17 protein-coding genes and 1 tRNA gene are annotated in these 14,925 nt (G+C 69.0%); 12 read left to right on the top strand and 6 right to left on the bottom strand.

The window, feature by feature from the left end:
* Positions 1-37 precede the first annotated feature (37 nt).
* Positions 38-940, top strand: coding sequence for an NUDIX hydrolase (locus tag PU630_RS10355; protein WP_275276994.1), 903 nt, complete (start codon positions 38-40; stop codon positions 938-940).
* A gap of 15 nt (positions 941-955) precedes the next feature.
* Here PU630_RS10355 and PU630_RS10350 read toward each other — a convergent pair whose 3' ends face one another.
* On the bottom strand, positions 956-2,407 hold the full coding sequence (locus tag PU630_RS10350) for a sugar porter family MFS transporter (RefSeq protein WP_275276993.1): 1,452 nt from the start codon (positions 2,405-2,407) through the stop codon (positions 956-958).
* 61 nt (positions 2,408-2,468) lie between these two features.
* Here PU630_RS10350 and rsmA point away from each other — a divergent pair, with 61 nt between their 5' ends.
* From rsmA to PU630_RS10305, 9 genes are read left to right on the top strand one after another with little or no spacing between them, the layout of a single operon-like run.
* Positions 2,469-3,311 carry a 16S rRNA (adenine(1518)-N(6)/adenine(1519)-N(6))-dimethyltransferase RsmA gene (gene rsmA, locus PU630_RS10345; RefSeq protein ID WP_275276992.1) on the top strand — a complete coding sequence of 281 codons (843 nt, stop codon included), beginning with the start codon at positions 2,469-2,471 and terminating at the stop codon, positions 3,309-3,311.
* Positions 3,312-3,333: 22 nt separating this feature from the next.
* Positions 3,334-4,401, top strand: coding sequence for an aldo/keto reductase (locus tag PU630_RS10340; RefSeq protein ID WP_275276990.1), 1,068 nt, complete (start codon positions 3,334-3,336; stop codon positions 4,399-4,401).
* 11 nt (positions 4,402-4,412) lie between these two features.
* A complete protein-coding gene (locus PU630_RS10335) occupies positions 4,413-5,333 on the top strand; it encodes a 4-(cytidine 5'-diphospho)-2-C-methyl-D-erythritol kinase (RefSeq protein ID WP_275276989.1) in 921 nt (306 codons plus the stop codon).
* Between the two features lie 33 nt (positions 5,334-5,366).
* The gene (locus PU630_RS10330; protein ID WP_275276988.1) at positions 5,367-6,686 is read left to right on the top strand and encodes a GNAT family N-acetyltransferase; all 1,320 of its coding nucleotides are present in this window, start codon (positions 5,367-5,369) and stop codon (positions 6,684-6,686) included.
* Positions 6,687-6,744: 58 nt separating this feature from the next.
* Positions 6,745-7,047, top strand: a complete 303-nt coding sequence (locus PU630_RS10325; protein ID WP_275276987.1) for a DUF427 domain-containing protein — start codon at positions 6,745-6,747, stop codon at positions 7,045-7,047.
* Positions 7,048-7,075: 28 nt separating this feature from the next.
* Positions 7,076-7,903 carry an ABC transporter ATP-binding protein gene (locus PU630_RS10320; RefSeq protein WP_275276986.1) on the top strand — a complete coding sequence of 276 codons (828 nt, stop codon included), beginning with the start codon at positions 7,076-7,078 and terminating at the stop codon, positions 7,901-7,903.
* A complete protein-coding gene (locus PU630_RS10315) occupies positions 7,900-8,580 on the top strand; it encodes an ABC transporter permease (protein ID WP_275276985.1) in 681 nt (226 codons plus the stop codon). Before PU630_RS10320 ends, PU630_RS10315 begins: the two co-directional genes overlap by 4 nt.
* The gene (locus PU630_RS10310; RefSeq protein ID WP_275276984.1) at positions 8,577-9,284 is read left to right on the top strand and encodes an ABC transporter permease; all 708 of its coding nucleotides are present in this window, start codon (positions 8,577-8,579) and stop codon (positions 9,282-9,284) included. Before PU630_RS10315 ends, PU630_RS10310 begins: the two co-directional genes overlap by 4 nt.
* Positions 9,285-9,316: 32 nt before the next feature.
* On the top strand, positions 9,317-10,225 hold the full coding sequence (locus PU630_RS10305; protein WP_275276983.1) for an ABC transporter substrate-binding protein: 909 nt from the start codon (positions 9,317-9,319) through the stop codon (positions 10,223-10,225).
* Positions 10,226-10,296: 71 nt separating this feature from the next.
* Here PU630_RS10305 and PU630_RS10300 read toward each other — a convergent pair whose 3' ends face one another.
* From PU630_RS10300 to PU630_RS10285, 4 genes are all read right to left on the bottom strand, one after another.
* Complete coding sequence (locus tag PU630_RS10300) at positions 10,297-10,875, bottom strand: hypothetical protein (protein ID WP_275276982.1); 579 nt, start codon at positions 10,873-10,875, stop codon at positions 10,297-10,299.
* An 86-nt stretch (positions 10,876-10,961) separates the two neighbouring features.
* A complete protein-coding gene (locus PU630_RS10295) occupies positions 10,962-12,776 on the bottom strand; it encodes an ABC-F family ATP-binding cassette domain-containing protein (protein ID WP_275276981.1) in 1,815 nt (604 codons plus the stop codon).
* 63 nt (positions 12,777-12,839) lie between these two features.
* A complete protein-coding gene (locus tag PU630_RS10290) occupies positions 12,840-13,139 on the bottom strand; it encodes a DUF1905 domain-containing protein (RefSeq protein WP_275276980.1) in 300 nt (99 codons plus the stop codon).
* A gap of 19 nt (positions 13,140-13,158) precedes the next feature.
* On the bottom strand, positions 13,159-13,326 hold the full coding sequence (locus PU630_RS10285) for a hypothetical protein (protein WP_275276979.1): 168 nt from the start codon (positions 13,324-13,326) through the stop codon (positions 13,159-13,161).
* A 191-nt stretch (positions 13,327-13,517) separates the two neighbouring features.
* On the opposite strand from PU630_RS10285, the gene PU630_RS10280 reads away from it, so the two are divergent.
* Positions 13,518-14,204, top strand: coding sequence for a flavin reductase family protein (locus PU630_RS10280; protein ID WP_275276978.1), 687 nt, complete (start codon positions 13,518-13,520; stop codon positions 14,202-14,204).
* A 12-nt stretch (positions 14,205-14,216) separates the two neighbouring features.
* On the opposite strand, the gene PU630_RS10275 is transcribed toward PU630_RS10280, so the two are convergent.
* The gene (locus PU630_RS10275) at positions 14,217-14,714 is read right to left on the bottom strand and encodes a MarR family winged helix-turn-helix transcriptional regulator (RefSeq protein WP_275276977.1); all 498 of its coding nucleotides are present in this window, start codon (positions 14,712-14,714) and stop codon (positions 14,217-14,219) included.
* Positions 14,715-14,852: 138 nt separating this feature from the next.
* Between PU630_RS10275 and PU630_RS10270 the strand changes: the two genes are divergently transcribed.
* Positions 14,853-14,924: transfer RNA gene (locus PU630_RS10270), tRNA-Gln, on the top strand.
* Position 14,925: the final 1 nt, after the last annotated feature.

The raw sequence follows: 14,925 nt of genomic DNA, 5'->3' as shown, positions 1-14,925 counted from the left end.
CGACCTCTCAGCCGTGACGCTGTGACAGGCTGGAGAGGTGAGGATCGAGTACCCGCGCCCCGGTGAGCCGCGACGTCCGTCGGGCCCACGCGATCCGGGCGACGCGTGGGTGATCACCGAATCCGGGGAGCGGTACTGGGGACGTTTCGGTGCCGCGGGACTGCTCGCGTACGACGCCGCGCGTGGAGTGCTGCTGCAGCATCGTGTGTCGTGGAGCCACCACGGCGACACCTGGGGTCTTCCCGGCGGCGCACGCCACGAGGGCGAGAGCGCCCGCGCCGGCGCGCTGCGCGAGGCGCAGGAAGAAGCGGGCGTTCCCGACGGCGCGGTGCGCGCACGGCTGATGAGCGTGCTCGACCTCGACGTGTGGACCTACGCGACGGTCGTGGCCGATGTCGTCCGGCCCTTCGAGCCGGTGATCAGTGATCCGGAGAGCGTCGCGCTGGAGTGGGTGCCGGTCATTGAGGTCGGCGACCGTCCCCTGCACCCCGGCTTCGCCGACGCGTGGCCGCGCCTGCGCGCGCTGCTCGAGGTGCGTCCCGCGCTCGTCGTGGACGCTGCCAACGTCGTGGGCTCGGTGCCCGACGGGTGGTGGCGCGACCGTGCCGGCGCCGCGGATCGGCTGATCGACGATGTCGGCCGGCTCGTCGCGGAGGGGGTGGATGCCGCGGCCCTCGGCCTTGGCGAGGGTACCTGGTTTCCCGAGACGAGCGTCGTGGTCGTAGGACAGGCGAAGTCCGTGGCCGACCGCGACGGCTCACGCGTGCGGACAGTGCGGGCCGCAGCATCCGGCGATGACACGATGGTCGACGAGGCCACACGCCTGGTCGATGCGGGACGCAGGGTGAGCGTGGTCACGAGCGACCGCGAGCTCGCCGATCGCTGCACGGCCGTCGGCGCCTCGGTGCATGGCGCGCGGTGGCTGCGCGACCTGCTCTGAGCGGCGTCTCCTGGGCTACGTCGCGGACTTCGCCTTGCGCACGAACAGGGTCTCGGTCTGCTCGAGTTCCATGCCCTTGGTCTCGGGGATGCGCCAGAGGACGAACCCGAACGACAGCAGGGCGAACAGCGCGTACATGCCGTAGGTGAACGGCAGCGACCACGACGACATCGCCGGGAACGTCACGGTCACGACGAAGTTCGCGAGCCACTGCGCGCCGGCCGCCACGCCCAGCGCCTTGCCACGGATGCGGCTGGGGAAGATCTCGCCCAGCAGCACCCACACCAGCGGGCCCCACGACGCGCCGAAGCCGACGACGAACACGTTCGCGGCGATGAGTGCGACCGGTCCCCAGGGCGCCCCGAGCGACACGTCACCGTGCGCGTTCGTCGTCGCGAACGTGAACGAGAGCGCCATCGCCGCGAGGGCGACGGTCATGAGCGCCGATCCGGTCAACAGGATCGGTTTGCGTCCGACGCGGTCGACGAGCACGATGGCGATGATCGTGACGAGTACGTTCGTGACCGAGGTGATGACGCTGATCAGGGGTGCATTCGTGAACCCGACCGAGTGCCACAGCGTCGTCGAATAGTAGAAGATCACGTTGATGCCGACGAACTGCTGGAACACCGAGAGGATGATGCCGATCCACACGATCGGCTGCAGTCCGAGCGCGGGGCCGCGCAGCGAGACGCCGGCGTTCTTGCGGTCGGCCTCGATCGCGTGGGTGAGTTCGTTCATGGTCTTGTCGAGGTCCGCCTTCGGCACGAGCCGGGAGAAGATCTCGCGCGCCTCGTCGGAACGGCCCTTCGCGATGAGGAACCGGGGGGACTCGGGGACGGTGAAGGAGAGGATGCCGTACACGGCGGCGGGGATGGCGCCGACGATGAACATCCACCGCCATGCCGGCATCCCGAGCCACAGCACGCTGTCTGCGCCCCCGGCCGACGTGGCCAGCACGGCGTCCGACAACAGGGCGACGAAGATGCCGAGAGTAATGGCCAGCTGCTGCAGGGAAGCGAGACCGCCGCGGATCTGCCGCGGCGCTATCTCGGAGATGTAGGCGGGCGCGACCACAGAGGCGATGCCGATGCCGAGGCCGCCGATGACGCGCCAGAAGCCGAGATCCCAGACGGTCACGCACAAGCCTGCGCCGATCGAACTGGCGAAGAACATGATGCCGCCCAGCAGCATGACTCTCAGGCGCCCCCAGCGGTCGGCGAGGTTGCCCGCGACCACTGCTCCGACCGCGCAGCCGAGCAGCGCGATGGCGACGACGAACCCGGTGATCACCGGGTTCAGCGTGAAGTCGTGCTGGATCGAGTCGACGGCGCCGTTGATGACCGACGAGTCGAAGCCGAACAGGAAGCCGCCCACCGCAGCGGCGATCGACAGGCCGATCGCCCGGCGCCCGTAAGGGCCGCGCAGGGAGAACGAGCCGGTGGGGATGGAATCGGAGTCGCTCATAATCGCCACCCTAGCCACGCGGCGACCGATCCGTCAGGGGGCGCCCCGGTACAGTGAGGGGATGCCCGTGACACTGCTGGGCGCGGCCGAGATCCGTGCCCTGGCCGCCGATCTCGACGTGACGCCCACCAAGAAGCTCGGCCAGAACTTCGTCGTCGATGCCAATACGGTGCGTCGCATCGTGCACGTGGCGCGCGTCGAGGCAGGCGAGCGTGTCGTCGAAGTGGGGCCCGGGCTCGGCTCGCTGACGCTTGCGATCCTCGAGACGGGGGCGACGGTCACCGCCGTCGAGATCGACCACCGGCTCGCCGCGCGGTTGCCCGAGACGGCCGCGGCGCACGACGTGCCCGACGGCGCCCTGACGGTGGTCGATGCCGACGCGCTGCGTGTCACGGACCTGCCCGGTGAGCCGACCGTGCTCGTGGCGAACCTGCCCTACAACGTCTCGGTACCGGTGCTGTTGCACTTCCTCGAGACGTTCCCCGCCCTGCAGCGGGGTGTGGTCATGGTGCAGGCCGAGGTGGGCGAGCGTCTCGCTGCCGCGCCGGGCTCGAAGGTCTACGGCTCGCCCAGCGCGAAGGCGGCGTGGTACGGACGGTGGCGGCTTGCCGGCACGGTATCCCGCCAGGTGTTCTGGCCCGTCCCGAACGTGGACAGCGTGCTGGTGGCGTTCGAGCGCGACGAGGTGCCGCGAGGGACGGATGCCGCACGCCGACGCACGTTCGAGATCATCGACGCCGCCTTCGGGCAGCGCCGCAAGATGCTGCGCCAGTCGCTCGCGGGAGTGCTCGGAGGCTCGGCTGCTGCCGCGTCGGCGGTGCTCGAGGCCGCGGACGTCGCGCCCACGGACCGGGCCGAGCAGCTCGGAATCGACCAGTTCGTGCGCATCGCCGACGTCGCTTGATCGATCGCGCTAGCCTCGGAGGATGACCGAAGAACCTCGCTTCCGCGACGACGTCCGCGACATCCATCGTCCGTACACGGCCGCCGATGACCGGTACTCCGGCATGGAGTACCGGCAAGTGGGAACGTCGGGGCTGTTCCTCCCGCCGGTCTCGCTCGGCCTGTGGTGGAACTTCGGCGACAACATCCCGTTCGACCGTCAGCGTGATCTCCTGCGCCACGCGTTCGACAATGGGATCACGCACTTCGACCTGGCGAACAACTACGGCCCGCCGTATGGAACGGCGGAGACGAACTTCGGGCGGATGCTGCGCGAGGACTTCCGCCCGTACCGCGACGAGTTGATCATCTCGTCGAAGGCCGGATGGGACATGTGGCCGGGCCCCTACGGCGACCTCGGCAGCCGCAAGTACATCCTGGCCAGCGCCGACCAGTCGCTGACGCGGATGGGGCTGGAATACGTCGACATCTTCTACTCGCACCGCGCTGACCCGCTCACGCCTCTGGAGGAGACGATCGGGGCGCTCGATACGCTGGTGCGCTCCGGCAAGGCCCTGTACGTGGGTATTTCGTCGTACAGCGCCGAGCGCACGATCGAGGCGAAGGCCATAGCGCGCAGCCTCGGGACGCCGCTGGTCATCCATCAGCCGTCATACTCGATTCTCAACCGGTGGGTGGAAGACGGCTTGACCGGCGCGCTGACGCAGGAGGGGATGGGCGCGATCGCCTTCACTCCGCTGGCACAGGGGCTGCTGACCTCGAAGTACCTGGGCGACGGCACCGCCGAGCGGGCTCAGCAGCGCTCGTCCCTGCCGGGCGGTCGGCTGTCGGACACGGCGCTCGCCGCCCTGCGGGGGCTCGACGTCATCGCGAAGGAGCGCGGGCAGACACTCGCGCAGATGGCGCTGCAGTGGGTGCTGCGCGACGGTGTCGTCGCATCGGCGCTGATCGGGGCATCCCGGCCGGCGCAGCTGGACGAGAACCTGGAGGCGGTGTCGGGGCCCGCGTTCGACACCGAAGAGCTCGAGCGGATCGACGCGCTCTCGGATTCCGTCGACGTCGATCTGTGGGCGGAGTCGACCCAGCTGTGAGCGAAGCTCTGGTGACCGAACGCGTGCATGCGCGCGCCCCCGGAAAGATCAACGTGTTCTTTCAGGTGGGTGCGCCGGGCGCCGACGGCTACCATGAGGTCGCTTCGGCCTATCAGGCGGTTTCGCTGTACGAGGACGTGTGGGCGACGCCCGATGACGACGTGACGATCGAGGTCAGTGGGCCGGTCGAGCTGTCGGGCGTTCCGCTGGATGATCGCAATCTCGCCGTGCGCGCGGCGCGCCTGCTCGCCGCCGAGATCGGGTACGACGGCGGCGTGCACCTGCAAGTGCACAAGACGGTCCCCGTGGCCGGCGGAATGGGCGGAGGATCGGCGGATGCCGCGGCCGCCCTCGTCGCCTGCGACGCCCTGTGGGGCGCCGGCCTGCCGACCGGGGAGCTGCTGAGGCTCGGCGCGGAACTCGGTGCGGACGTTCCGTTCGCGCTCATGGGCGGCACCGCGGTGGGTACCGGTCGGGGTGATCAGCTGAGCCCTGCGCTGGCCCGGGGCCGATTCGACTGGGTGCTCGTGGTCAGCGAAGAGGGGATGTCGACGCCCGAGGTGTACGCGGAGCTCGACGAGTACCGGGCGGGGGCGGCACCGCACATCCCGCCGACGCCCGCGCGACCCGCGGTGCAGCCGGCCGTGCTGCAGGCGATCCGTCAGGGCGACGCGCGCATGCTGGCCGCGGCATCCGACAACGATCTCACCCCCGCCGTGCTGCGGCTTCGTCCGACGCTCGACGACCTGATCGATCTGGGCCTGAGAGAAGACGCGATGACCGCGCTCGTGTCGGGGTCGGGGCCGACGGTCGCGTTCCTCGTCGAGGGGGAGCAGGCCGCGCTCGAGCTTCAAGTGGCGCTGAGTGCCGCCGGTCACGAGGCCCTGCATGTGCATGGGCCCGTTCCGGGTGCGCGCGTACTGCCGGAGTGAGCGAAGATCATCGATGACGTCAGGAGGATGGACATGGACGCTTCTCTTGCGACCCGCCACCGCGAGGCCGGTGTCGACGAGGCGGCGGCCGCACGATTGACCGAACGGGGTCTCTCCCTGCGGGTCGTACCGCACGAGCGCCCGGCGTACGACCACTGGTTGCAGGCGTCGGCGCGCGGGTTCCTCGACAGCGAGCGGACGGACGAGCAGATCGCGGCAGCGCTCGCGCGCTCGTCGTCCCGCCGGCTTCTGGGCGTGTATGACCCCTCGGCGCCGCAGGACGAGCTGCCGGTCGGCACGTTCGCGACCTGGCTCGACGATCTCGCCCTGCCCGGCGGCGTTGTGGTGCCCGCCGTGGCGGTGAGCGCCGTCACCGTGTCGCCGACGCATGCCGGCCGCGGCATCGCTCGGACGATGATGGAGGGCGAGCTGCGCCACGCGACCCGTGTGGGCGTGCCGATCGCGGCACTGACCGTCAGCGAGTCGACGCTGTACGGCCGATACGGGTTCGGCCCCGCCGTGACTGCCGCCACGTGGACGATCGAGACCCGTCGTGCGGGATGGATCGGCCCTGAGGCGACCGGGCGCGTGGACTACATCTCGCGGGAGCTGGCGCGCTCTCTCGCGCCCGGCCTGCACGAGCGCGTGCTGCGGTCGCGCCCGGGCGAGCTCGCGATGCCGGAATCGCACTGGGGGCGGTTCACAGGAACGGATGCCGATGCGGAGAAGCCGGGTGCGGTGCGTGCCGTGCAGTATGCGGATGCTGCCGGCCAGGTGCAGGGTGTCGCGATGTACACGGTCACGGAGAACGAGGACGACTTCACGAAGGCGACCGCGCGGGTGCAGTACCTCCTGGCTGCGGACGATGAGGCGTACGCCGGCCTGTGGCGTTTTCTGCTGTCGCTGCCGCTGGTGGCGACGGTCACGGCCAGCGAGCTGTCGACGGACGAGCCGCTGCTGTGGATGATCGCGGACCAGCGTGCCGCCCGCGTCAGTCTGACCGACCACCACTATGTGCGCATCCTCGATGTGCCGGGGGTTCTGGGTGCCCGCCGGTACGCGTCGCCCGGGCAGATTGTGCTCGAGGTGTCGGACCCGCTCGGGATCAGTGAGGGCCGTTGGCTGCTGGAGGCGGCTGAGAACGGCGAAGGTGGGATCGTCTCTGCCGAGGGCGTCGACACCGGGGACGTCCCGGTGCTGCGCACGGGCACGACCGAATTGTCGGCGATGTGCCTCGGGGGAGTGTCGGCGGCGGCGCTCGCCGCGGCAGGGCGCATCGAGACGACGGATGTCGCGGCCGTCGCCCGCATGCTCGGCTGGCACGTGCCGCCGCGGCTGAGCTTCTGGTACTGATGTCGGGCCCCTGGGCTACGGTGGAGAACACGCGAGAGGCGACATGGGAGGAACGACCATGAGAGCACGACTCGGTGAGACCACCATCGCGGAAGCCGACGAGTCCGACCTCGTCCGTATCGAAGGGAACTGGTACTTTCCTCCGCAGAGCGTCGACAGCGCGCTCCTGCAAGACAGCGACACCCCGTACACGTGCCCGTGGAAAGGTGAATGTCAGTACTACTCGGTGAAGATCGGCAATCAGATCCACAAAGACAGGGCCTGGGCCTACCCGACGCCGTACCCGAGCGCCATCGAGAAGGTCGGCACCGACTTCTCGGGGTACATAGCGTTCGCGCCCGACGTGGAGGTGGGCGACTGAGCGCGCCGGCCCGCCGGCGGGGCATCGCATGATCGAGTTCCGGGGCGTGACCAAGCAGTTCCCGGACGGCACCCGTGCCGTCCGGGACTTCGACCTGACCATCCCCGCGCACAAGACCACGGTCTTCGTCGGGTCCAGTGGCTGCGGCAAGACGACGCTGCTGCGCATGATCAACCGCATGGTCGACCCGACCGCGGGAGTCATCGAGATCGACGGCGTCGACATCGCCAGCAAGCCCGCCGTCGGGCTTCGCCGCAGCATCGGCTACGTCATGCAGAACGCAGGGCTGCTGCCGCACGAGACCGTCGAAGACAACATCGCGACGGTGCCGGTCCTGCAGGGAGTGAAGAGGCGGGATGCCAGAGCCCGGGCGCGCGAGCTGATGCACACCGTGGGCCTCGACGAGGGGCTCGCGCGGCGCTACCCCAGCCAGCTCTCCGGTGGACAGCAGCAGCGCGTCGGCGTCGCTCGCGGCCTCGCCGCCGACCCCAACATCCTGCTCATGGACGAGCCGTTCGGAGCCGTCGACCCCATCGTGCGCGCTGAGCTGCAGCAGGAGCTGATCCGTCTGCAGAATGAGATCGGCAAGACCATCGTCTTCGTCACGCACGACATCGACGAGGCCTTCCTGCTGGGCGACCAGGTGGTCATCCTCGAGGTGGGAGCGCAGATCGCGCAGGTCGGCACGCCGAGCGAGATCATCGAAGACCCGGCGTCCGACTTCGTCTCGAGCTTCATCGGCGCCGATCGGGGAGCCCGTGCGCTGCGCGTCAAACACACGCCGCGTGGCGCGGTCGTCGTCGATGCGCAGGGGCGCACGCAGGGCACGCTCATCGAAGAGGGAGCACCCGGGTGAGCTGGATCGCCGACAACATCGGGCTGATCCTCCAGCTGTCGCTCGTGCACATCCAGCAGAGCGTCATCCCGATCCTGCTCGCGTTCATCGTGTCCGTGCCGCTCGGTTGGATCGCCTGGCGCTATCGCCTGTTGCACGGGCCGATCCTCGTGATCACGGGCCTGCTCTACACGATCCCGTCGCTCGCGCTGCTCGCGCTGCTCCCGGTGTTCCTGGGGACGAGCTACATCAGCGACGTCAACCTGATCGTCGCCCTGACGATCTACGGCGTCGCACTCATGGTCCGCTCGGTCGCCGACGGGCTCGGCTCGGTCGACGACGACGCGCGACTCGCATCCGTGGCCATGGGCTACGGGCCGTTCCGGCGGTTCTGGGCCGTCGACTTTCCGCTGGCCGGTCCGGTCATCCTCGCGGGCCTGCGGGTCATGGCCGCCAGCACGATCGGGCTGGCCACCGTCGGCATCCTCGTGGGGGTCACGAACCTCGGCTACCTGTTCACCAACGGCCTGCAGCGGCGGATCCTCATCGAGGTCTTCTCGGGCATCGTCGCTGTGGTGGTCATCGCGGTGATCGTCGATCTGATCCTCGTCCTGGCGGGGCGGCTGCTCATGCCCTGGGCGCGGCGACGGCGCCGCCGCCGCGCGGCCGCCGTCGTCGCGCGGGAGGCGGTGGCATGAGCTTCCTCATCGACGCCATTCGATGGATCTTCGGCGGCGATCTCTCCGGAACCGACCCGATTCCGCTGGCTCTGGGCATCCATCTCCTCTACACCGTCGTCTCGGTCGCGGTCGCGATCGTGATCGCCGTTCCGGTCGGCTGGCTCATCGGCCACACCGGCCGCGGACGTGACGCCGCCGTCTCGATCTCGGGCGCCGCGCGCGCGATCCCGTCGTTCGGCCTGTTCATCCTGCTCGTGCTGCTGATGGGCGTGATCCACAAACCCGAAGCGGCCGTCGTGACATTCGTGATCCTGGGCATCCCGTCGATCCTCGCCGGCGCATACTCGGGCTTCGAGGCGATAGACCGCGCCGTCATCGACGCGGGACGCGCCATGGGCATGACCGAGTGGCAGGTGCTGTGGCGCATCGAGGTTCCGCTCGGGATGCCGCTGCTGGTCGCCGGCATCCGGTCGGCCGTGCTGCAGGTCGTGGCGACCGTGACGATCGCCGCCTACGTCGGCATCGGCGGCCTCGGCCAGTACATCATCGCCGGCATTCCGCTGCGGCAGCTGGAGATGGTGCTCGGCGGCGCGATCCTCGTCGCCGTGCTCGCACTCGTGCTCGACGGCCTGTTCGCGCTTCTGCAGAGCGCCAGCGTGCCCCGCGGGTTCCGCGGCCCGCGGCATCCCACCCGCGCGCGGCCGGCGGTCGCGACGACCTGAACACCACGAACCCCCTGAAGAAGGAGAAGCACATGCTCCGTGCACGCAAGACCCTGGCCCTCGCAGCCGTGTTCGCGGGTGCAGCCCTGGCCCTGGCCGGCTGCTCATCGAACAACCCCCTCGACGAGCCCTCGGGCGACAAGAGCGCCGACGCCTCGACGATCGTCGTCGGGTCGCAGTCGTACGCGTCGAACGAGATCATCGCCGAGACGTACGCGCAGGCGCTCGAGGGTGCCGGCCTGACGGTCGAGCGCAAGTTCAACGTCGGTCAGCGCGACGCCTACATGCCCGCTCTCGAGAACGGCGAGATCCAGGTGTTCCCGGAGTACACCGGCAACCTCCTGCAGTATCTCGACAAGACCGCGACCGCCACGACGCCCGACGATGTCTATGCGGCCCTGAAGGACGCCATGCCTGATGGCCTGACGGTGCTCGACCAAGCCACCGCGACCGATCAGGACTCGTACACCGTCACCAAGGCATTCGCCGACAAATACCATCTGAGTTCGATCGCCGATCTGAAGAACGTGACCGAGAAGCTCACCCTGGGCGGCAACCCCGAGCTGGCCGACCGCCCCTACGGTCCGAAGGGGCTGAAGAGCACCTACGGCATCGACATCGGATTCAAGGCGACCGGTGACACCACGGTCGAAGACCTCGTCGCCGGCACCGTGAACGTCGCCGACGTGTACACCTCGGACCCGCGGATCTCCACCGACGACCTCGTCGTGCTGAAGGATCCGAAGGGCATGATCCTCGCATCCAACGTCGTACCCGTGGTGACGACCGCGGCAGAAGGCACCGTGTCGGACATCCTCAACGCCGTCCAGGCCAAGCTCACGCCCGAGGCGCTCGTCGACATGAACGTCCAGAACACGGTCGACAAGAAGTCGGCGGCCGACATCGCGAAGGCATTCCTGGCCGACAACGGGCTGAAGTAGAGCGCGGGACCTCCCGCCGCCGCCGTCTCGAGGGGAGCGCGGCTCGGCGGCGACGGAGGTCCCGACTTCTCTCAGACGGCCAACGACCAGCCCAGGGAGAAGTTGAACGCGACGGCGACCATCAGGTACATCAGCCACAGCCCTGTGACGATGTGCCAGAAGCCGAGGGCCCGTTCGCCCCACTTCTGCCCGATCGCGGCGAAGAAGTCCGACAGATAGATGAGCGCCAGGCCGAGGAACAGCAGCCCCACCGGCCAGTCACCGGCCGCGAAGAAGACCACGAGACCGGTGACGGAGATGATGAAGAACGCGACGCACATGCCGGCGTTCGGGCGCGGGTCATTGCCGCGGTAGCGGTTGTACCCGATCGCGAACCAGTGGATGCCATACGCGGAGAACGCGAGAGCGGCCATGTACAGCGGTGCGTCTTTGAACACTTGGAACCAGGTCAGGCCGATGAACAGGATCACTCCGGTCACCAACTGACAGAATCCCGGCAACCAGATGCCCCACACCCCGGTGGCGCGGTCGACCCTCTCGTCTCTGGGCGGCCACCCGAACAGCTCCTGCGGGCCGTAGATCAGGTAGCCGGTCCCGAGCCCGAAGAAGCCGAGGGCCAGTGGTGGGAACATCGATACGGCGAATTGCATGATGAACCTTCTTAGATGAGGCTCCCCTCATCCACATGGTCCACCCGTGCGCTGCGGCGGTCAAGCACCCTTGGCAGCGCGGCGATTCACGCCTCGAGCTCCTCTGACAGCTCCAGCCAGCGCTCTTCGAGCTGAGCGCTCTCAGCGGTCAACGCATTGCGCTCCTTCTGCAGGCCCATCAGAGCGTCGTAGTCGTCGTGCGCTCCGGCGAGCCTTCCGTCGACCGCGGCGATCTCGTTCTGCAGCTTCTGCAGACGTCGATCGATCGAGGTGACCTCCTTTTCGGCGGCACGCCGGTCGGCGCCCGTCAGGCCGGGAGCGGATGCCGCCGCCCTGGCATCCCGCACCGCCGACGTCGGCCGGGCCCGCTGATCCGCGCGCAGGCGCAGGTACTCGTCGACGCCGCCGGGCAGATGCCGCAGCCGGTGATCGAGGAGGGCGTACTGCTGGTCGGTCACCCGCTCGAGGAAGTACCGGTCGTGCGAGACGACCAGGAGCGTGCCGGGCCAGGAGTCCAAGAGCTCTTCCATCGCCGCGAGCATGTCGGTGTCGAGATCGTTGGTCGGCTCGTCGAGGATGAGCACGTTGGGCTGGCTGAGCAGAACGAGCAGCAGCTGCAGGCGGCGCTTCTGTCCGCCGGAGAGGTCTTTCACCGGGGTCGAGAGCTGCACGCTGGAGAAGCCCATGCGCTCGAGAAGCTGGCCGGGCGTCAGCTCGGCGGCTTTCGACCCGGTGCCGAACGTGTAGGTCGTGCGCAGTCCCTCGAGCACAAGCCGCACCGGCTTGTGCAGGTGCTCGTCGAGCTCGTCCATGCGCTGCGAGAGGGCGGCCACCTGCACGGTCTTGCCGTGTTTGACCCGGCCTCCGGTGGGGGAGACGCTGCCGTCGACGAGCCCGAGCAGGGTCGACTTGCCGGCGCCGTTGACACCCAGGATGCCGGTACGCTCGCCCGGCGCGATTCGCCATTCGACCTCGTGCAGCACCTCGCGCGCGTCGCCGGTGTCGGGATCGGGATAGGAGACGGATGCTGCGAGCAGGTCGACCACGTCTTTGCCCAGGCGCGCGGTGGCCAGGGACTGCAGGGCCACGGCGTCGCGCAGCGGCGGCACGTCGGCGATCAGTTCATTGGCCGCGTCGATGCGGAACTTGGGCTTCGAGGTGCGGGCCGGCGCGCCGCGGCGCAGCCATGCCAGCTCGCGTCGGGCGAGGTTCTGCCGGCGCGCCTCGATCGCCGCCGCCTGGCGGTCGCGTTCCACGCGCTGCAGGATGTACGCGGCGTAGCCGCCCTCGAAGGGCTCGACGATGCGGTCGTGCACCTCCCAGGTGTCGGTGCAGACCTCGTCGAGGAACCACCGGTCGTGCGTGACGACCAGGAGTGCCCCCGCGTTCGCCGACCAGCGGTTCTTCATATGCCGGGCCAGCCATGCGATGCCCTCGACGTCGAGGTGGTTGGTCGGCTCGTCGAGCGCTATCACGTCGAGATCCTGTGACAGGAGCGCGGCGAGCGCCACGCGGCGCCGCTGGCCGCCCGACAGCGTGCCGATCCGTCCGTCCCACGGCAGATCCGACACGAGTCCGGAGATGATGTCGCGCACCCGGGCGTCGCCGGCCCACTCGTGCTCGGGGGCGTCGCCCACGATCGCGTGGCCGACGGTCTCGTCGTCGTCGAGGGTGTCCTGCTGCTCGAGCACGCCGATGCGCACGCCGCCGCGCACCGTGACCCGTCCGCTGTCGGGCTCAACCCGGCCGGTGAGCATGCCCAGCAGTGACGATTTGCCGTCGCCGTTGCGCCCGACGATGCCGACGCGGTCGCCCTCGTCGACGCCGAGACTGACGGAGTCGAAGACGACCCGGGTCGGATACTCCAGGTGCAGGGCCTCGGCCCCGAGAAGATGTGCCATAACCTTCCCAGGCTAGGGCACCGGCCTGAACCGCCCTCTCAGCCGGGTGCTCGCCGCGGATGCTCAGACGACGGGTTCGATCGCGAGCCGGATAGTGTCGCCCAGCTCGACGTCCTCACTGCGGCGGATCGCCTGCTTGATCGCGAAGACGTAGGTGCCGTCGGATTCGGGGAACAGGGAGGTGCTCCACCGCGACGAACCGAGCGTGGCGACGATCTTCACCGAGTCGAACCCGCCGCGTGGCAACGGCATGTCATGGATCTCTTCGGAGATCTCGGCCGGCACGCGTGCGAACACCCACAACTCGCGTCGCGCCTCCCAGCGGAAGAGCGTGGTCTCGAACTCGTATCGGATGCCCGCCATCCGCCCACTGTAACCAGGGTCAGTCGCCCTCGCGCCGGGTGCCGCCGCAACGCCAGCAGACCGCGCCGGGCGGGCCCTCGATCATCGCGCCGCAGTCTGCGCACAGGGCCGGAAGCCAGCACGCGGCATCCCCGCCCGTCGGCACCTCCACGCTCTGAAGCGCAGGCTTGCGGTCGTCTTCGCCCATGACTCCATCATGCGACGTCACGCGAGGTCGTGGCTCTCTCGGGCCTGTTCTGCATACGCGAGATCACGTCTCTGCACGCTTGCAGCGCGAAAAAGCGTGCACAGACGTGATCTCGCGGGTCGAGGCGCGTGACGGGGTCGCGCGCCGTCATACCCGGCCGGGTGCGCCGATCGCGCTGATACCTTCGCAGCATGACCGTCGACGCGCCTGCAGTCACCGCCGCACCTTCCGGAGGAGGGGTGGATGCCGCGGCCGCTGCGTCCACGCACGTGATCGCGCACCCGCACGTGCTGTATGTCGGAACCCCGGCCTACCTCATCTGCTCCACCAACGCCGACGGCTCACCGAACCTGGCCGCGGCGTCGTCACACTGGGCGCTGGGCGACATGCTGTGCCTGGGGCTGGAGGCCGAGGGGCAGACGGCGGTCAACATCGCCGAGCGGCCCGGCATCACCATCAGCTTTCCGTCGGCGCGGTTGTGGCCCGCGCTCGTGCGGCTTTCGCACCTGACCGGGCGTGATCCGGTGCCGATCGACAAGGCTGCGCGCTACACGTACGAGCATGACAAGTTCACCGCGGCGCGTCTGACGCCGCAGCCCTCCGACCTCGTCGACGCCCCGCGTGTCAAGGAATGCGCCCTGCAGTTCGAGGCCGAGGTGCGCCGGCTGACTCCGGGGCTGGACGGCAGCTACTTCATGGTCGAGGCCGAGGTGCTGCGCGTACACGCCGATCCGGCGCTCGTGCCCGAAGGCACCGGCGAGATCGACCCACGACGGTGGCATCCGCTCGTCTATGCCTTCCGGCATTTCTTCGACCGCGGCGATGAGGTCGGCTGGCTGCCGTCGAGCCGGCTCGCGCCGCCGCCGGTCATCGATTGACGACGGGCTCGTTCACAGGTCGAAGCCGAGACTGAGCTTGCGCAACAGCGTCGCCAATCGCTCGCGGTCGGTGCGGGTGAGCCCTGCCAGCAGAACCGCCTCGGCATCGACGAGGCGCGTGATCGCGGCATCCACCCGGGTCTTGCCGTCGCCGGTGAGCACGACGAGCACACTGCGTCCGTCGGCCGGGTCTGCCTCGCGGCGCACGAGCCGGCGACCGACGAGCCGATCGATGCGGTTGGTCATCGTCCCCGATGAGACCAGCGTCTGCTGCAGCAGCTGTTTGGGCGTGAGCTGAAAGGGCTCGCCGGCGCGGCGCAGCGCCGAGAGCACATCCCATTCCCAGGGCTCGAGCTCGCTGCGGCGGAACGCGTCGCGCCGGGCGTGATCAAGATGACGCGAGAGCCGATCGACGCGGGAGAGCACCTCGAGGGGCGAGAAGTCCAGATCGGGACGCTGCGTGTTCCACGCCTCGACGATCCGGTCGACCTCGTCATGCTCGGTTGCCATCCGTCCATTATTGCGAGGGATGCCGCGACCCGGCGCGTCGCCTGATCGCGTCGCCGGTCGCACCGCTTGATCGCGTCGCCGATCGCACGGTGCGCACGCCGGGTCATGGCAGACTTGATGTGGCCGCGGAAGCGGCGGTCCGCCGTGGTGTAATGGCAGCACGACAGCCTTTGGAGCTGTGAGGTCTAGGTTCGAGTCCTGGCGGCGGAGC

Source organism: Microbacterium horticulturae, assembly GCF_029094505.1.
GTDB classification, from domain to species: Bacteria; Actinomycetota; Actinomycetes; order Actinomycetales; family Microbacteriaceae; genus Microbacterium; species Microbacterium horticulturae.
Note: the sequence above shows the minus strand (reverse complement) of the source record. Positions and strands in the feature narration are given on the sequence as shown.